The 14349-nt window shown below is 72.1% G+C and carries 19 protein-coding genes; 11 read left to right on the forward strand and 8 right to left on the reverse strand.

What is annotated here, in order from left to right; all coding sequences use genetic code 11:
- Positions 1 to 22 precede the first annotated feature (22 nt).
- Positions 23 to 1000, reverse strand: coding sequence for an NlpC/P60 family protein (locus tag AB0B57_RS09255; protein WP_357067033.1), 978 nt, complete (start codon positions 998 to 1000; stop codon positions 23 to 25).
- 509 nt (positions 1001 to 1509) lie between these two features.
- On the opposite strand from AB0B57_RS09255, the gene AB0B57_RS09260 reads away from it, so the two are divergent.
- Complete coding sequence (locus tag AB0B57_RS09260; RefSeq protein ID WP_357067035.1) at positions 1510 to 2010, forward strand: DUF6232 family protein; 501 nt, start codon at positions 1510 to 1512, stop codon at positions 2008 to 2010.
- A gap of 49 nt (positions 2011 to 2059) precedes the next feature.
- Here the strand turns inward: AB0B57_RS09260 and AB0B57_RS09265 are convergent, their stop codons facing one another.
- Both AB0B57_RS09265 and AB0B57_RS09270 read right to left on the reverse strand, forming a co-directional pair.
- On the reverse strand, positions 2060 to 2389 hold the full coding sequence (locus AB0B57_RS09265) for a DUF3817 domain-containing protein (RefSeq protein WP_357067037.1): 330 nt from the start codon (positions 2387 to 2389) through the stop codon (positions 2060 to 2062).
- A 26-nt stretch (positions 2390 to 2415) separates the two neighbouring features.
- On the reverse strand, positions 2416 to 2838 hold the full coding sequence (locus AB0B57_RS09270; protein WP_357067039.1) for a hypothetical protein: 423 nt from the start codon (positions 2836 to 2838) through the stop codon (positions 2416 to 2418).
- A gap of 131 nt (positions 2839 to 2969) precedes the next feature.
- On the opposite strand from AB0B57_RS09270, the gene AB0B57_RS09275 reads away from it, so the two are divergent.
- From AB0B57_RS09275 to AB0B57_RS09285, 3 genes are read left to right on the forward strand one after another with little or no spacing between them, the layout of a single operon-like run.
- Positions 2970 to 3311 carry a DUF6158 family protein gene (locus tag AB0B57_RS09275; protein WP_357067041.1) on the forward strand — a complete coding sequence of 114 codons (342 nt, stop codon included), beginning with the start codon at positions 2970 to 2972 and terminating at the stop codon, positions 3309 to 3311.
- Positions 3311 to 3649 carry an SRPBCC family protein gene (locus AB0B57_RS09280; protein ID WP_357067043.1) on the forward strand — a complete coding sequence of 113 codons (339 nt, stop codon included), beginning with the start codon at positions 3311 to 3313 and terminating at the stop codon, positions 3647 to 3649. The genes AB0B57_RS09275 and AB0B57_RS09280 overlap by 1 nt, the downstream gene beginning before the upstream one ends.
- A gap of 55 nt (positions 3650 to 3704) precedes the next feature.
- Positions 3705 to 4247, forward strand: coding sequence for a DUF1360 domain-containing protein (locus AB0B57_RS09285; protein WP_357067045.1), 543 nt, complete (start codon positions 3705 to 3707; stop codon positions 4245 to 4247).
- A 56-nt stretch (positions 4248 to 4303) separates the two neighbouring features.
- Here AB0B57_RS09285 and AB0B57_RS09290 read toward each other — a convergent pair whose 3' ends face one another.
- The 3 genes from AB0B57_RS09290 to AB0B57_RS09300 form a co-directional block, all read right to left on the reverse strand.
- Positions 4304 to 4498 (reverse strand): hypothetical protein, encoded by a 195-nt coding sequence (locus tag AB0B57_RS09290; protein WP_091405645.1) that lies wholly within the window; start codon positions 4496 to 4498, stop codon positions 4304 to 4306.
- A gap of 59 nt (positions 4499 to 4557) precedes the next feature.
- On the reverse strand, positions 4558 to 4782 hold the full coding sequence (locus AB0B57_RS09295) for a hypothetical protein (RefSeq protein WP_357067047.1): 225 nt from the start codon (positions 4780 to 4782) through the stop codon (positions 4558 to 4560).
- Positions 4783 to 5302: 520 nt separating this feature from the next.
- Positions 5303 to 6397, reverse strand: a complete 1095-nt coding sequence (locus AB0B57_RS09300) for a 3-deoxy-7-phosphoheptulonate synthase (RefSeq protein WP_357067049.1) — start codon at positions 6395 to 6397, stop codon at positions 5303 to 5305.
- A 274-nt stretch (positions 6398 to 6671) separates the two neighbouring features.
- Between AB0B57_RS09300 and AB0B57_RS09305 the strand changes: the two genes are divergently transcribed.
- Entirely contained in the window at positions 6672 to 6890 is a 219-nt protein-coding gene (locus AB0B57_RS09305) for a hypothetical protein (RefSeq protein WP_357067051.1), read from the forward strand.
- Here the strand turns inward: AB0B57_RS09305 and AB0B57_RS09310 are convergent.
- The gene (locus AB0B57_RS09310) at positions 6857 to 7594 is read right to left on the reverse strand and encodes a phosphodiesterase (protein WP_357067053.1); all 738 of its coding nucleotides are present in this window, start codon (positions 7592 to 7594) and stop codon (positions 6857 to 6859) included. The genes AB0B57_RS09305 and AB0B57_RS09310 overlap by 34 nt on opposite strands.
- A gap of 100 nt (positions 7595 to 7694) precedes the next feature.
- On the opposite strand from AB0B57_RS09310, the gene AB0B57_RS09315 reads away from it, so the two are divergent.
- The 4 genes from AB0B57_RS09315 (at position 7695) to AB0B57_RS09330 (ending at position 12227) form a co-directional block, all read left to right on the forward strand.
- The gene (locus AB0B57_RS09315) at positions 7695 to 8984 is read left to right on the forward strand and encodes a pitrilysin family protein (protein WP_357067055.1); all 1290 of its coding nucleotides are present in this window, start codon (positions 7695 to 7697) and stop codon (positions 8982 to 8984) included.
- Entirely contained in the window at positions 8981 to 10318 is a 1338-nt protein-coding gene (locus tag AB0B57_RS09320; RefSeq protein ID WP_357067057.1) for a pitrilysin family protein, read from the forward strand. Before AB0B57_RS09315 ends, AB0B57_RS09320 begins: the two co-directional genes overlap by 4 nt.
- Before the next feature lie 254 nt (positions 10319 to 10572).
- Positions 10573 to 11598 (forward strand): aspartate-semialdehyde dehydrogenase, encoded by a 1026-nt coding sequence (locus AB0B57_RS09325; RefSeq protein WP_357067059.1) that lies wholly within the window; start codon positions 10573 to 10575, stop codon positions 11596 to 11598.
- Positions 11599 to 11786: 188 nt separating this feature from the next.
- Positions 11787 to 12227 carry a PPOX class F420-dependent oxidoreductase gene (locus tag AB0B57_RS09330; RefSeq protein WP_357067061.1) on the forward strand — a complete coding sequence of 147 codons (441 nt, stop codon included), beginning with the start codon at positions 11787 to 11789 and terminating at the stop codon, positions 12225 to 12227.
- 18 nt (positions 12228 to 12245) lie between these two features.
- Here AB0B57_RS09330 and AB0B57_RS09335 read toward each other — a convergent pair whose 3' ends face one another.
- Positions 12246 to 12827 (reverse strand): nucleotidyltransferase family protein, encoded by a 582-nt coding sequence (locus tag AB0B57_RS09335; RefSeq protein ID WP_357067063.1) that lies wholly within the window; start codon positions 12825 to 12827, stop codon positions 12246 to 12248.
- Between the two features lie 299 nt (positions 12828 to 13126).
- Between AB0B57_RS09335 and AB0B57_RS09340 the strand changes: the two genes are divergently transcribed.
- Both AB0B57_RS09340 and AB0B57_RS09345 read left to right on the forward strand, forming a co-directional pair.
- On the forward strand, positions 13127 to 13825 hold the full coding sequence (locus AB0B57_RS09340) for a TMEM175 family protein (RefSeq protein WP_357067065.1): 699 nt from the start codon (positions 13127 to 13129) through the stop codon (positions 13823 to 13825).
- 73 nt (positions 13826 to 13898) lie between these two features.
- Positions 13899 to 14315: a CBS domain-containing protein gene (locus AB0B57_RS09345; protein WP_357067067.1), complete on the forward strand. Its 417-nt coding sequence runs from the start codon at positions 13899 to 13901 to the stop codon at positions 14313 to 14315.
- The last annotated feature ends 34 nt before the right edge of the window (positions 14316 to 14349 follow it).

The following is a 14349-nucleotide window of genomic DNA, read 5'->3' on the forward strand; positions in this document are numbered from 1 at the left end:
TTCGCCGTTGCCGGTCGGGTGACTAGCGAACCCGGCCGTAGCCCTGGATCGCCATCATGTTCATGCCTCGCCTGAGCACGTTACGGCCGGCGCTTGGCGCGTCGATCACCTGGCCGTCGCCCACGTAGAGGGCGACGTGCCCGAGCCCGCTGTAGAAGACCAGGTCACCGGGGCGGAGGTCGCCCCGACCGATGTGCGCGACGGCACCCCACTGCATTCGGGTGTTGTGCGGCAGGGACTTTCCGGCCGCCCGCCAGGCCGCCGAGGTCAGCCCGGAACAGTCGTAGCCGTTCGGCCCGTCGGCTGCCCAGACGTACGGCTTGCCCACGGCTCCGAACGCGTAGCGCACGGCGGTGCCGGCAGCACCGGCCACCGCGGGCACGTTCTTGGCCTCGGCCACCGCCGCCTTGGGCTCGGGACGCTCGGTCGCCGCTCCGTATGCCTGCCGACGCAGCTCGTACAGCTTGGCCAGGTCCTGTTCGATCTGCTTCTTGCCCGCCGCGAGCTGACGGGCCCGCGCGGCCTGCCGCTTCAGTGTGGCGTCCAGGCCGGCCTTCTCGTCCAGCAGTCGCCGCTGGTCCGCGGTGAAGCCGGAGATGCGCTCCTGCCGCTGACGGGTCAGCTGGTCGAGCGTGCTCAGCCGGTCCAGCAGCGCGGCGGAGCCGCCGGGACGCAGCAGGGCGTCCGCGGTGCGCAGGCCGCCGCTCTTGTACGCGGTGGTGGCCAACTCGGTCACGTCGGCCCGGCTCTGCTCGGCCTGTTGCTCCAGCGGGCCGATGCGGGCCTGTAATCGGGCCGCCGATGCCTCGTTGGTCTTGATCTCCTCACGCAACTTGTTGTACGACTCCACGACCCGTTCCAACTCGGCCGAGGACGTCTCGATCCGGCGGGTCAGGTCGGCGGGGGACGGCTCGGCGTGAGCCACCGCCGTCGGAGCGATCAGCGCGGCCGACATGCCGGCCAGCGCCACGGTACGCAGCAGGTTTCTCAGGGATGACAAGAGCGGAAGGCCCCTCTCCCACGGCCGCTGGGGCTGCTGACGCCCTCGGCGACACCGGCCGGGGCCACCCGGGCGGACGGCACTGGGCCAGACCGGCTCACCCAACCTAACCCGGGACGGATGTCGCTCGCAGTTGAAGCAGGGGCGAATGTGGGAAGAGTGGCGGCTCGTGCCGCTGCGGTCCGTGGCGCTGCTGACACCTGCTGGGACGCGGACAAAGCCTGTTTCGCGGCTGGTGACGGATATACGACTTTCGTCGTTCCGGGCGTATACCGCCGGATCCCCGACCGCCATAACCGATAAAAGACGAAATGGACGCGGTTTCCTGACGATATCCCTCGCCGGGGTGAGCGCTGGGAAGCCGGCAAATGCCCAGGTCGGCTGGCCGCGCCCCAACACAATGAGGCTGAAGCCGGGAATCCCGTCGGCAGGTATCGATATCTGCCACCGCCGGGTCACTCGGCCAACCGTCCCCCGCGGGAGGAACCGTGAATCGTGAAGGCGCAAACGTGCGACCGCCGCGAACGGTGCCGGGCGCCCGGTCGACCCTGCTGTACGCGCGGCCCGGCATCATCGTGACCGTCGACCGGTTCACCGTCGGCCGAACCAGTTACCGGGTCGCCGACCTCACCCATCTGCGTACCACCCGGGGCCCGCACGACCGGATCGCCGTCCGGGCCGTCGCGATCACCGCCGGCATGATCGGCGGCGTCGGGCTGCTGCTCGGCTTCACCGGTGGGCTGCAACACCTGACCGCCGGGGCGTACCTCATCCTCGGCGCGGTCTTCCTGCTGCCCGGTGCGCTCGCCCTGGCCGGCGATCGCTGGCGTCCGCCGCCACACGAGCTGTGGGGGTGGTACGGGGGAGCGGAGACGCTGCTCTTCAGCGCCGACGACGAGCGGCAGTTCGGTCAGGTCACCCGGGCGTTGCTGCGGGCCCGGGAGATGAACCGGTACGGCGGCTGGGTCGACCCGCTCGCCTCGACCGAACCGTGGCGGCCCAGCCGCTGACGCGACGACGGTGGGCCCGCGCCGGGCGGGGCGTCGGCCCACCCGGCGCTCAACGGGCGACCGGCTCCGGAGCCCGCTGCTCCTGCGGCGCGGCCACCCAGGCGCTGACCCGACGCTCGGCGTAGAACGAGACGAACGGCACGGTGCCGGCCAGCATCACCAGCAGCATCCGCTTCAGCGGCCAGTCCGCCCGACGGCTCAGGTCGAACGCGGCCACCAGGTAGATCATGTAGAGGAAGCCGTGCGCCGGCCCCACCGTCTCCACCACCACCGCGTTGTCGAACACGTACTTCAGCGGCATACCGATCACGACCAGCAGGATCAGCACGACACCCACGATCCAGGCGATCGCGCGGTACCGGGTAAGGGCAGCGCCCACCTTGGTTCCGTCCTTCCGAGCCCGGCTCAGCCGGGATAGTCACCGGGTCGGGCGCCCGGATTGGCGCTCAACCATGACAGGTAGTCGTTGTAGGCGGCCAGGTCGCTGTCCTCGACGGCGTCGCCACCGGACGGCACCCGGGACACCCGCACCGGTCGGCGTACCGCCGGTCGGGATCCCGCGGTGACCGCTGGCTCGGGCTCGGCGGCCGGTTGCGCCGGTGGCGCGTCGGTGTCGGCCGCCCGGCGGCGGGCCAACTTCACCTCACGCCACCAGACGTAGACCACGAAGCCGGCGAAGATCGGCCACTCGACCGCGTACCCCCAGCTCAGACTGTTGCCTGCGGCGGCCCGGCTGATCTGCCACCAGCCCAGCCCGAGAAAGCCCACGACCAGCACGACCATGGCCACGTGACGTGCGATCCACGCCGGGGTCCAGAGCCGCCTCATGGCACCGAGGGTACCGGGGGCGCCGTGGGTCTCCGACACCGTGTCGTAGTTGTCGCGCGGCCGGGATGGTTTGGCGTCACCACGCCTGGGCAATCGTCTAGACGCCAGCCCAAACGAGATCAAGGGGGGCGATGATGACCGGATCGGTACGTGAGGACGGCTTTGCGTCCAGCGGCAGCACGGACATGAGCCCGGAGCAGCGGGTGCCCGAGTGGGGCGGAGATCAGCTCGCCGACCCGGCGGGCACCACGGATCTCGACGGCGACGTGCTCGGCATCGACCCGACAGAGTTGACCGACGATGATCTGATCCGCGAGATGCACAGCCTGCACCGCACCCGCCTGGACACCCTGCGGCACGCGGCGGACTCGGCGCTCGCCAACCACCTGCGGCGCACCGCAGAGCTCGAGACCGAATACCTGGCGCGTCACCCGGGCCGGGAGGTCGACCCCAACCGTCTGCGGGACTCCTGATGCCGGCGCGTGCGGTGCGCGGGATGTCCGCGCCACCCGAGGTGGTGTTCAACACCGCCACCGACCCCGACCGTGCCTCGGCCTGGCTGCCGGAGCCGCTGCGCGGTGACGGCAGTCCCGCCGCGGAGATCAGCGCTGCGGAGCTGCGGGCCCGGTGGGGGGATGGCGACGCCGAGGACTGGTCCGCCGAGATCCGGGTGGAGCCGGGCGACTCCGGCGGTGCCCGGATCCAGCTCGACCTTGCCGACGGATCGAGCGGGCCGGCCCCGGACCAGTTGGCCGACGAGGCGCTCACCAACCTGGCGCGCGAGGTCGCCGACAACCTCCAGGCCGGCTGAGGCGGCCACGCGGCCGCCGCTCCCGCACCCCATCACAAGAAGGTAAGGAGACCGGGTGAGCGACACTGGCCTGCGACAGAAGGCGACGCGGCTGCGCCGGGCGTACGCGCCGCACGAACACCGGCCGCTCGGCGGCTACCTCGTGGCGATGGGCGCCTACGCCGGGGTGACCGGTGCACTCGCCGGTCTGGTCAAGGCGACCGGTCGACCGGTGCCGGAGCGTCCCACTTCGTCCGACGTGGTGTTGCTCTCGATCGCCACGCACAAGCTGAGCCGGCTGCTGTCCAAGGACGCGGTGACCAGCCCGCTGCGGGCGCCGTTCACCCGTTACGACCGCCCGATCGGCAGCGGTGAGGTGATGGAGCAGGTCCGCGACTCGGGGAGCCCCACCCGGCACGCCATCGGCGAGTTGCTGAGCTGCCCGTTCTGCCTGGCGGTCTGGGTGGCCACCGGGCTGACCGGTGGCCTGGTGCTCGCGCCCCGGCTGACCCGGCTGGTGGCCACCGCGTTGACGGCGGTCGCCGCATCCGACTTCCTTCAGATGGCGTACGCGATGGCGCAGCAGGCCGCCGAGGGCGGGCACCACGACGACGACTGATCGAGTAGACGCGCGAGGGGGGCCGGCAGACGTCGGCCCCCCTCGTCGCACGTACCTCAGCGCTGCATGCCGGACCAGCCGTGCGGCGACTCCGGCTCCCGTTCGTCCTCGTCCGCCCCGGTGATGATGTCCCGGTCCACCGCGGTGCGGTCGTGCTCGTTGGCGAAGTCCGGCTCGGGCGTGGTGTCCCTGCCCTTCGGCGGTTGACCCAGCGCCGGCACCTTCTCGTCGTGGTCCTCGTGGTGCGTCATGTCGGTGTCCCTTCTGCGGTGGCTCGGGCGGGCCCCAGCGGTGGAATCGCCCAGGTCGCTCAGCCGATCGAACCGCCCAGCAGGTCGCTGGCCTCGTCCACCGAGTACTCGCCCTCGGGCAGCGCGTCGATGCGGGCGAGCAGGTCCGGCGGGAGTTCGGCGGCCACCGCGTGGCGGTAGATCTCCGCCTGTTCGACCCGCTCCTGCGCCCGGTAGATGTCGTCGAGCAGGTCGTCGAGGGCTCGGGTGTCCGGCTCGCCTGCCTGGGATGCGTCGTCGGTCACGCCGATCAGCTACCCGGGTCGGAATCGGTCAAACCTACCCCGGTGGCTCGTCTGCGCCGCCGGACGATGGCCCTGCGAGGCTCCCTGTGCTGCGCACCCGTGCACGGGGGTGCCTTTGCTCTGCACCCGTGCCACGGGGCCCCCTTTGCTCTGCACCCGCGGATGCGCCGGTTACGGACCGTAGGCGGTGCATGGGCGGGTGCAGAGCAAAGGGAGCGGGAGCGGATGGTGGGTGTTCCGGTCGTCTCGGCCCGTCCGGTCTGGCCGGAGTTCGGGCAGGCCGTCGAGCAGGCCTGAGTTCGGGCAGGTCGACAGAGACAGCGCCGCCCCCGGCCTCGTGAGCCGGGGGCGGCGCTGGTGTCGGTGTGCAGGTCGCCTCTCGGCGAGTGGCACTACGCGGCTCCAGCCGGACGGTATTCCGCGAAGGCTATTTAGGTGAGGCCCGGGGACACTGGACACACCGACACCCCTGTCAACGAGCCGACCCCCGCTCGTGTTCCGTGCGGCGAAGTGTCGACGGTCACACCGCCGTCGGCAGGGTGGCGCGACGGGCCCGCACGGCCGAGGCCAGGTGGTCGAGCACCTCGGCGGTGTCGTCCCAACCGAGGCAGGCGTCGGTGACCGACCGGCCGTACTCCAGTTCGCGGGTCGGGTCGAGCTCCTGGCGACCGGGCAGCAGGAACGACTCCAACATCACGCCGGTGATCCCGCGCTGGCCGGCGGCCAACTGGGCGGCCACGTCGGCGGCGACCTTGGGCTGGTTGCGGTGGTCCTTGCCACTGTTGGCGTGGCTGGCGTCGATCACCAGTCGCTCCGGCAGGTCGGCCGCGCGAAGCAGGTCGAGCGCTCCGGCCACCGAATCCGCGTCGTAGTTGGGTCGGCCACCCCCACCGCGCAGCACCAGGTGACCGTCCGTGTTGCCCCGGGTGTGCATGATCGCCGGGGTGCCGGAGAAGTCGATGCCGGGGAAGACGTGCGGCACCCCGGCGGCGCGGATCGCGTCCACCGCCGTGCCGATGCTGCCGTCCGGGCGGTTCTTCATGCCGATCGGCATGGACAGACCGGAGGAGAGCTGGCGGTGCACCTGACTCTCCACGGTGCGGGCACCGATCGCGCCCCAGGCCACCGTGTCCGCGATGTACTGCGGAGTGATCGGGTCGAGGAACTCGCAGCCCACCGGCAGACCGACGCGCAGCACGTCGAGCAGCAGCGCCCGGGCCAGCCGCAGGCCGGTGTTGACGTCCCCGCTGCCGTCCAGGCCCGGATCGTTGATCAGGCCCTTCCAGCCGACCGTGGAGCGTGGCTTCTCGAAGTAGACCCGCATGACGATCAGCAGGTCGTCGGCCAGCCGGTCGGCCGCCGTACGAAGACGCTGCGCGTAGTCGAGTGCTGCCGCCGGGTCGTGCACCGAGCAGGGGCCGACCACCACTAGCAGCCGGTCGTCCTCGCGGTCCAGCACGCGACTCACCGCACGACGGCCGGTCAGCACGGCCGCCGCGAGCGGGGCGTCCAGGGGCAACTCGTGGTGCAGCAGGGCGGGCGTGGTCAACGGCACGACACGGTCGATCCGCTGATCGCTGACCCGATCGGTCTCCGGGGTCGTCACGGTGGGCATCCTTCCGCCGACCGTGCCCGGGGCCGGTGCCCGGGACGAGCCGGCTGCTCGTACGCAAAAGGGCAGGAACGACAGCTCCTGCCCAGCCGGCTCGGTCCGCGGTGACGTCAGTTCATGGTGAAGTCACCGGCGTGCGAGCCGGCTGCCTAAACCATCGATAGGAACGCGTCACGGGGGCAAGCGTACCCGACCCGGCGCGATCGACCGGTCCGTCGTCCCAAGATGCGGGGCGGACACCGCGTGCCCGAGGTGCGGTCGGGGTAACAGGGGTGCCATGACTGACGAGCAGAGCGATCAGGATCGGGTGGAGTCCCGCGCCCACCACCTCCTGCCCGAAGAGGCCGCCGTGGGCAGCGACGACCCGGAGGCGCAGGCCGCGGCCATCCTCGCCGAGTCGGACATCCGGGAGGCAGACCAGAACGCGGCGCCGGACACCGTGCTGGAACGTCGTACCTCGGATCAGACAGTGGTCGCGGTCGAGCCGCCGGACTGAGCAGTGGCCCCGCGTGCCCGGCGGGACCCCCGGTAGGTCTGCTCGCGCAGCCAGGCGAGCAGGCCTGCCGCCCGCAGTTCGGGCGGCAGGTTGCCCACCGGGTCGAACGCGAGCGCGGCGTCCTCCTCGGCGCTGAGCTGGGTACCGATGCTGACCTGCCCCACCGGCCGCCACGGCCCGACGGCGGACGCGACCGCGAGCACCAGGCGCGGCGTGTCCGTCCGGGTCGCGGCGGCCACCGTGCTCAGGCTGCGCCCGAGGCCGACCGAATCGGGGTCGGGCAGCGCGGCCAGCCACAGCCGGCGCCGGCCCACGCGAAACCCCACGATCGTGCTGTACGTCCCGGTGAACGCGCGTCGCGGCAGCGGCAGGTGACGCAGCACCGGGGCCGCGCCGCTGGAGCTGACCAGCAGGTCGAACGGCCGGCCGGTGTCCCGGTGCAGGCGCAGCGCCAGGCCCAGCACGTCCGGCCAACCGCCGGGGGTGGGGGTGCCCTTGGAGAGCCGGACGGCGGCCCGATACCGGCCGGGGGCGTCCAGCAGATCGACCCCGGTGGGTGGTCCGGGCGTACCCCAGATCACCACCTCGCCGGCGAACGAGCGACCGGCCGGATGCAGCAGCCGGCCGCGGCGCAGCCGGCCGAGCGCGGCGCTGGCCCGTTCGACGGCGGCGGCGGCCCGGGACGGGCGCGGAGTGACGGTCATGGCCCTCCGGTACCCCGAGCGGCGGCCTCGATGCCCGGGGTCGCCTCGCCGGCCGACCACACGTCACCTTTCGGCCCGCGAGATCGGATAGCGTCGGGGTATGCCCGACAGCGGTTACCCATGGCCCATCGAGACGTCCCGACTGGACAACGGCCTACGCGTGGTGGTGAGTGAGGACCGCACCGCCCCGGCCGTCGCCGTCAACCTCTGGTACGACGTCGGCTCCCGGCACGAGCCGGCCGGGCAGACCGGCTTCGCCCACCTCTTCGAGCACCTGATGTTCGAGGGTTCGGTGAACGTGGCGAAGACCGAGCACATGAAGCTGATCCAGGGCTCCGGCGGCTCGCTCAACGCCACCACCAATCCGGATCGCACCAACTACTTCGAGACGGTCCCGGCCGAACACCTGGAGTTGGCGCTCTGGTTGGAGGCCGACCGGATGGGCGGCCTGGTCCCCGCGCTCACCCAGGAGACGCTGGACAACCAACGCGACGTGGTCAAGAACGAGCGCCGGCAGCGGTACGAGAACGTCCCGTACGGGGACGCCTGGCTGCGCCTGCTGCCGCTGCTCTACCCGCCCGGGCACCCCTACCATCACGCGACGATCGGCTCGATGGCCGACCTGAACGCCGCCGACCTGGCCACCTTCCAGGCGTTCCACCGGACCTACTACGCGCCCAACAACGCGGTGCTCACCGTCGTCGGCGACGCCACCGCGTCCGACGTGTTCGCGCTCGCCGACAAGTATTTCGGCGCGCTGCCGGCACGCGTCGACATCCCGGCGGCCCCGGACGGGCGCAGCGTCCCGGCGACCGGGCAGACGGCCATCGAGTCGGTGAGCGCCGACGTGCCGGCGCCGCGGGTCTACATCGCCCACCGCACCTACCCGTTCGGCACCCCCGGGTACGACGTGGTCACCGTGCTCGCCAGCATCCTCGGCAGCGGCCGGGGCAGCCGGCTCTACCAGCGGCTCGCCGACGGTGAACGGATCGCCCAGCCGGACCTGGTCGGGGCGTACGGGGTGGACCTCGCGCACGCCCCGGCACCACTGATCGCCACCGCCACCGCCCGCACCGGAGTGAGCGCCGAGCGCCTCGCCGAGGGGCTGGCCGAGGTCGTCGACGAGTTGGCCACCGTGCCGGTCACCGCCGCCGAGCTGGATCGGGCCAAGGCGTTGCTGAGCACCGGCTGGTGGCGTCAGCTGTCCACCGTGGACGGTCGTGCGGACCTGCTCGGCCGGTACGCCACGCAGTTCGGTGACCCGGCCCGCATCGCGGACCAGTTGCCGGGCCTGCTCGCGGTCACCGCCGAGCAGATCGCCGAGGCCGCCGCCGAGGTGCTCGCCACCGACCGGGTGCTGCTGACCTACCTGCCCGAGGAGACCTCATGACGCTGATCGCCGACCGTCCCGGCCCGGGCGCGGCCCGCCCGTACCGGTTCCCGCCGGTGGTTCGCCGCGCCGTGGCCGGCGGCCGGGTCGTCGCCGCGCACCTGCCGGGGCAGAACCTCGCCGTGGCCCTGCTGCTGCTCGACGTGGGCGCGAGCCAGGAGCCGGTCGGCAAGGAGGGCCTGTCCGGGGTACTGGCCAAGGCGTTGGAGGAGGGCACCGCACAGCGGGACGCCGCCGCGTACGCGCTCGCCGTCGAGGGGCTCGGCACCGCGTTGACGACCGGACTGGACTGGGACTCGTTCCAGGCCAGCGTGGTGGTCCCGGTGGACCGGCTCAGCGCCGCCGTGGAGCTGCTCGCCGAGGCGGTCCGGACGCCCAGGCTGGATCCCGCCGACGTACGTCGGGTCCGCGACGACGAGGCGACCGCGCTGCGGATGGACTGGGCCAACCCGGGCCCCCGGGCCGACGCCGCGTTGCGCGCGGACCTGTTCGGTGCCCAGAACCGCTGGGGCCGGCCGATGTACGGCGACCCGGAGTCGGTCGCCGCGTTGGACGTGGAGGACGTGACGGTCTTCCACTCCGAGTGGTTCCTGCGCCCCGGCACCCTGATCGTCGCCGGCGACCTGGACCGGATCGACCTGGACGCGCTGGCCGCCGCGGCGTTCGCCGGCACCGGCGGCGGCCCGGCCGAGCGGGGTGGCCCGATCGAGGTGCCGCTGCAGGCCGGACGGCGGATCATCCTGGTGGACCGGCCCGGTTCGGTGCAGTCGACGCTGCGGCTGGGCCACCCGTCGCCGCACCGGGCGCACCCCGACCACGTGGCGATGACGCTCGCCGGCACGGTGCTCGGCGGTGCGTTCACCTCCCGGCTCAACCACCTGCTGCGCGAGGTGCACGGCTACACCTACGGCGTTCGGGGTGACTTCGCCTCGTCCCGGCGCTTCGGCCGGTTCGGGGTCAGCTCCGGCGTACAGACCGCGGTCACCGTGCCGGCCCTGGTCGAGGCGGTGGGTGAGATCAGCCGTACCCAGGCCGCTGGGGTGACCGAGGACGAGCTGGAGGTGGCCCGGTCCTGGCGGGCCGGGCAGCTCTCGGTCGAGTTGCAGAGCCCCCGGGCGATCGCGTCCGCGCTGACCACGCTCGTGGTGCATGACCTGCCGGACGACTACCACGCCCGGCTGCGGGAGTCGCTGCTCGCCGCCGATGTGGACCAGGTCTCCGCGGCGGCGGCCACCCACCTGCACCCGGACGCGCTGACCCTGGTCATCGAGGGCGACGCGGCAGTAATCCGCGACGACCTAACGGCAGCCGCCCTAGGCACCCTCCTCCCCTAACACCCACCCCCGCCCCCCGCCCACCCCCGCCCCCCGCCCGCGCCCCCTCGCCCGGTTGATCATGGAGTTATTGCCCGTCCGACCGGCGTGTCGCGGCAATAACTCCATGATCAACGGAGGGTTTGGGGGTGGGAGGGGGTGGGACGGGTTGGGGGTTGGGGGGTTCGGGGTGGGTGTGGGTGTGGGTGTGATGCCGGACCCGGGCGTGGGAAAGGGGTGCCGGGTTCGGGGGTGGGGTCGGTAGCCTCCGGGGCATGAGGATCGGCATTGTGGGGGCCACCGGCCAGGTCGGTGGCGTGATGCGGCAGGTGCTGGCGGAGCGGGAGTTCCCGGCGGAGCAGGTGCGGTTGTTCGCCTCGGCGCGGTCCGCCGGGCGTGCGCTGCCGTGGCGCGACGGCGAGGTGACCGTCGAGGACGCCGCGACCGCGGACTATTCCGGGCTGGACATCGTGCTCTTCTCGGCAGGTAAGGGCACTGCCCGGGAGTTGGCGCCCCGGGTCGCCGAGGCCGGGGCCGTGGTGATCGACAACTCCTCGGCGTTCCGGATGGACCCGCAGGTGCCGCTGGTGGTCGCCGAGGTCAACCCACACGCGGCCCTCGACCGCCCGAAGGGCATCATCGCCAACCCCAACTGCACCACGATGGCCGCGATGCCGGTGCTCCGCCCACTGCACGCCGAGGCAGGGCTGATCGGTCTGGTCGTCTCCACGTACCAGGCGGTCTCCGGTGCCGGCCTGGCCGGCGTTGCCGAGCTGGACGAGCAGGTCCGCAAGGTCGCGGAGCACGCCGCAGGGCTGGCCTTCGACGGGTCGGCCGTGGAGTTTCCCGCGCCGCGCTCGTTCGCCCAGCCGATCGCCTTCAACGTCCTCCCGCTCGCGGGTTCGATCGTCGACGACGGCTCGTTCGAGACCGACGAGGAGCAGAAGCTCCGCAACGAGAGCCGCAAGATCCTGGAGATTCCCGATCTCAGGGTCTCCGGCACCTGCGTCCGGGTGCCGGTCTTCACCGGCCACTCGCTCCAGATCAACGCCCGGTTCGCCCGGCCGCTCACGCCGCAGCGCGCCCACGAGCTGCTGGCCGACGCGCCCGGGGTGGCGCTGACCGACGTGCCGACGCCGTTGCAGGCCGCCGGGCAGGACCCGACCTACGTCGGCCGGATCCGCGCCGACGAAACCGTGGAGTACGGGCTGGCCCTGTTCTGCTCCAACGACAACCTGCGCAAGGGCGCCGCACTCAATGCGGTACAACTTGCCGAGTTGGTTGCCGCCGAACGACGCTGACCGGCACGGTCACTCCGAGCCCTCGCCGACGACCGGCGAGGGCTCGGTCGTGTCCCGGCGAGGCGGCGGTCGGCGGGGGCTCGGCCACGTCCGGGCGAGGCGGTCGGCGAGGCTGGGGTCGTGTTCGGGCGAGGCGGTGGCCGGCCGGGCGTGCTTGGATGGGATGAAGCCGACCCCTGGAGGAAACCGTGCCGGATGACCGCACGCAGCAGGCGCTGACCGACCTGATCTCTGCCCGTCCGATGGGCGTGCTGGCGACGATCAGGCGGGACGGGCGGCCACAACTGTCCACGGTGGTCCACGCCTTCGACCGAGACGCGGGCCTGATCCGGGTGTCGGTCACCGACGGGCGGGCCAAGACCGCCAACCTTCGCCGGGACCCGCGGGCCACCTTCCACGTCAGCAGCGAGGACGGCTGGGCGTACGCGGTGGTCGACGGGCGCGCCGAGCTGACCCCGCCCGCCGTCGAGCCCGGAGACGCGACGGTCGAGGAGTTGGTGGCGCTCTACCGGGGGCTGCGCGGCGAACACCCGAACTGGGACGAGTACCGCCAGGCCATGGTCGACGACAGGCGGCTGGTGTTGCGCCTGCACGTGGAGCGGATCTACGGAATGTCGCCCCAGAGCTGACGCGCCCGGCTCTGCTGGTCAGCCTGGTTCGATCACGGTCACCCCGGGCCAGCGCCGGGTCGGGCGCAGGCGGGCCAACCGTTGTCGAGACGCGGCAACGTCCACCCGGGCCGGGTTGTGCCGCCAGATCCCGCCCAGCAGATCCGTCAGACCGTACGGGGCGCAGACCTCCAGCCGATCGGCCGAGTCCAGGCGGACGGCCACCGCGGTCGCGTACTCCGGCCAGGTGGCGATCGCCTCGGCCACGCTGCGGTACGGGCTGATCGGGTCACCGCCGAACTTCGCCGCGTACCAGGTGTGTACCGCCGCCTGGTTGCGTGCCTCCCACGGTGGTTGCGGCCACGCCCGCGCGAGGAGGGCGGTGGCCTCCTGGTCGTCGTCGCGGGTCAGCCTCGTCGGGTCGAAGAAGACCACGTCCACGTCCCGGACCGTCGTCGGGTCGAACCCGTCGCCGTAGCGCTCGCCCCAGACGAGGTCGCGCAGTGCGCCCGCGCCGATCCAGGCGTCCGGCAGCCCGGAGTCACGCACCACGCCCAGCGCCCGGGTCAGCCAACGGCTGCCGATGACCAGTTCCCGCAAGTCCTCCTCGCCCGGCATCATCCGCCCACGGTAGGCAGCGGAGCCGAGGTCTGTCGCCCACGGGTGGGTGTGCCGGCCGGCGACGGGTATAACGCGCTGCCGCGCCGACCCGCCAACACGGCGGCCGGGGGAGGGGGAGGCCGTGAACCCGGCGGCCGGGGGACGGGGCGGCCGTGAACCCGGCGGCCAGGGCACGGGGCGGCCGTGAACCCGGCGGCCACGGGACGCGGGGGCCAGGACCGTAGGAAGGCAGGTCCGTAGGAGGCCAGGACCGCAGGAAGGCAGGACCGCAGGAAGGCGGTAACGCGGGGAGGAGCGGGATGGGTGCCGACACGAGCAGCGACGAGGCCCGCCCCGGGGGCCCGCCCCTGCGCCGGGAAACGTCCCGTCTGCTGTCGTTCAGCGACGGTGTCTTCGCCATCATCATCACGCTGCTGGTGCTCGACCTCCAGCCACCTCGGGTCGGACGCGGTCAACTGCTGGCCGCGTTGATCGAGCAGTGGCCGGCGTACCTCGCCTACGTGACGTCGTACGTGTTCGTGGCGGTCAGTTGGATCAACCACCGGGCCACCTTCAACCGGGTGACCAGCAGCGGTAAGGGCCTTCAGTGGTACAACCTCGGGGTGCTGTTCAGCACCGCGCTGCTGCCGTTCGCCACCTCGGTGCTCTCGCAGGCGCTGCGGGAGGGGGACCGGGCGGACCAGCGGGCCGGCGTGGTCCTCTACGGCCTGGCCGGCGGGTTTCTCTCGCTGACCTGGCTGGGGCTGTACCACTACCTGGCCCGAAACCGTGATCTGTTGGACGAGGCCGTGTCGGATGCGTTCTTTCCCAGCGAACGGGCGCGGGCCGCGGCCGGTGTCCTGGGGTACGGGCTGGCGGTTCTCGTCGGATACCTGGCCAACCCGCTGCTCGCACTGGTGATCTTCCTGCTGCTGCCGATCTTCTTCTCGCTGACCAGCAGCGGCCTGTACGAGTTGCGGCGCCTGCGGCACCCACGGCACCCGCACTCGCGCGGATAGCCACCGGCGGTCGGCGTTACCCCCTCCCGGGCGGCGGGTAGACGGGTCGTGCCGACACCGAGAGGGGAGCACCATGACAACGGTCGGAGAGTTCATGACGACCCGGTTGGTGACGATGGACGGCAACGAGACGCTCATCGCCGCCGCGCAGGAGATGCGCGACAGTGCGATTGGTGACGTGGTGGTGACCGATGGCGACAACGTGGTCGGCATCGTGACGGACCGGGACATCACGGTCCGGGGTGTCGCGGAGAACATGGAGCCGGGCTCGACCCGGCTGGGCCAGATCACCACCCGCGACGTGATCACCGTGAGTCAGTACGACGACGTGGTGGCCGCCGCGGACCTGATGCGCACGTACGCCGTACGCCGGCTTCCGGTGATCGACGACGGGCGCCTTGTCGGTCTGATCTCGATGGGTGACCTCGCGGTCGAGCGTGAACCGCAGTCGGTGCTCGCGGACATCAGCGCCGACGACCCGAACAACTAAGGCCTCTGCCACCGGTGCGCCGGCTCTCCCCTCG

This window comes from Micromonospora sp. NPDC049101 (assembly GCF_040648675.1).
Classification (GTDB): domain Bacteria; phylum Actinomycetota; class Actinomycetes; order Mycobacteriales; family Micromonosporaceae; genus Micromonospora.

Excerpts from the sequence above, each read along its gene's own strand:
- AB0B57_RS09305 (WP_357067051.1), top strand. The coding sequence starts at position 6,672 with ATGACTGACGAGCAGAGCGATCAGGATCGGGTGGAGTCCCGCGCCCAC.
- AB0B57_RS09290 (WP_091405645.1), bottom strand. The coding sequence starts at position 4,498 with ATGACGCACCACGAGGACCACGACGAGAAGGTGCCGGCGCTGGGTCAA.
- AB0B57_RS09280 (WP_357067043.1), top strand. The coding sequence starts at position 3,311 with ATGCCGGCGCGTGCGGTGCGCGGGATGTCCGCGCCACCCGAGGTGGTG.
- AB0B57_RS09300 (WP_357067049.1), bottom strand. The coding sequence starts at position 6,397 with ATGCCCACCGTGACGACCCCGGAGACCGATCGGGTCAGCGATCAGCGG.
- AB0B57_RS09310 (WP_357067053.1), bottom strand. The coding sequence starts at position 7,594 with ATGACCGTCACTCCGCGCCCGTCCCGGGCCGCCGCCGCCGTCGAACGG.
- AB0B57_RS09325 (WP_357067059.1), top strand. The coding sequence starts at position 10,573 with ATGAGGATCGGCATTGTGGGGGCCACCGGCCAGGTCGGTGGCGTGATG.
- AB0B57_RS09335 (WP_357067063.1), bottom strand. The coding sequence starts at position 12,827 with ATGATGCCGGGCGAGGAGGACTTGCGGGAACTGGTCATCGGCAGCCGT.
- AB0B57_RS09315 (WP_357067055.1), top strand. The coding sequence starts at position 7,695 with ATGCCCGACAGCGGTTACCCATGGCCCATCGAGACGTCCCGACTGGAC.
- AB0B57_RS09340 (WP_357067065.1), top strand. The coding sequence starts at position 13,127 with ATGGGTGCCGACACGAGCAGCGACGAGGCCCGCCCCGGGGGCCCGCCC.
- AB0B57_RS09345 (WP_357067067.1), top strand. The coding sequence starts at position 13,899 with ATGACAACGGTCGGAGAGTTCATGACGACCCGGTTGGTGACGATGGAC.
- AB0B57_RS09275 (WP_357067041.1), top strand. The coding sequence starts at position 2,970 with ATGATGACCGGATCGGTACGTGAGGACGGCTTTGCGTCCAGCGGCAGC.
- AB0B57_RS09270 (WP_357067039.1), bottom strand. The coding sequence starts at position 2,838 with ATGAGGCGGCTCTGGACCCCGGCGTGGATCGCACGTCACGTGGCCATG.
- AB0B57_RS09320 (WP_357067057.1), top strand. The coding sequence starts at position 8,981 with ATGACGCTGATCGCCGACCGTCCCGGCCCGGGCGCGGCCCGCCCGTAC.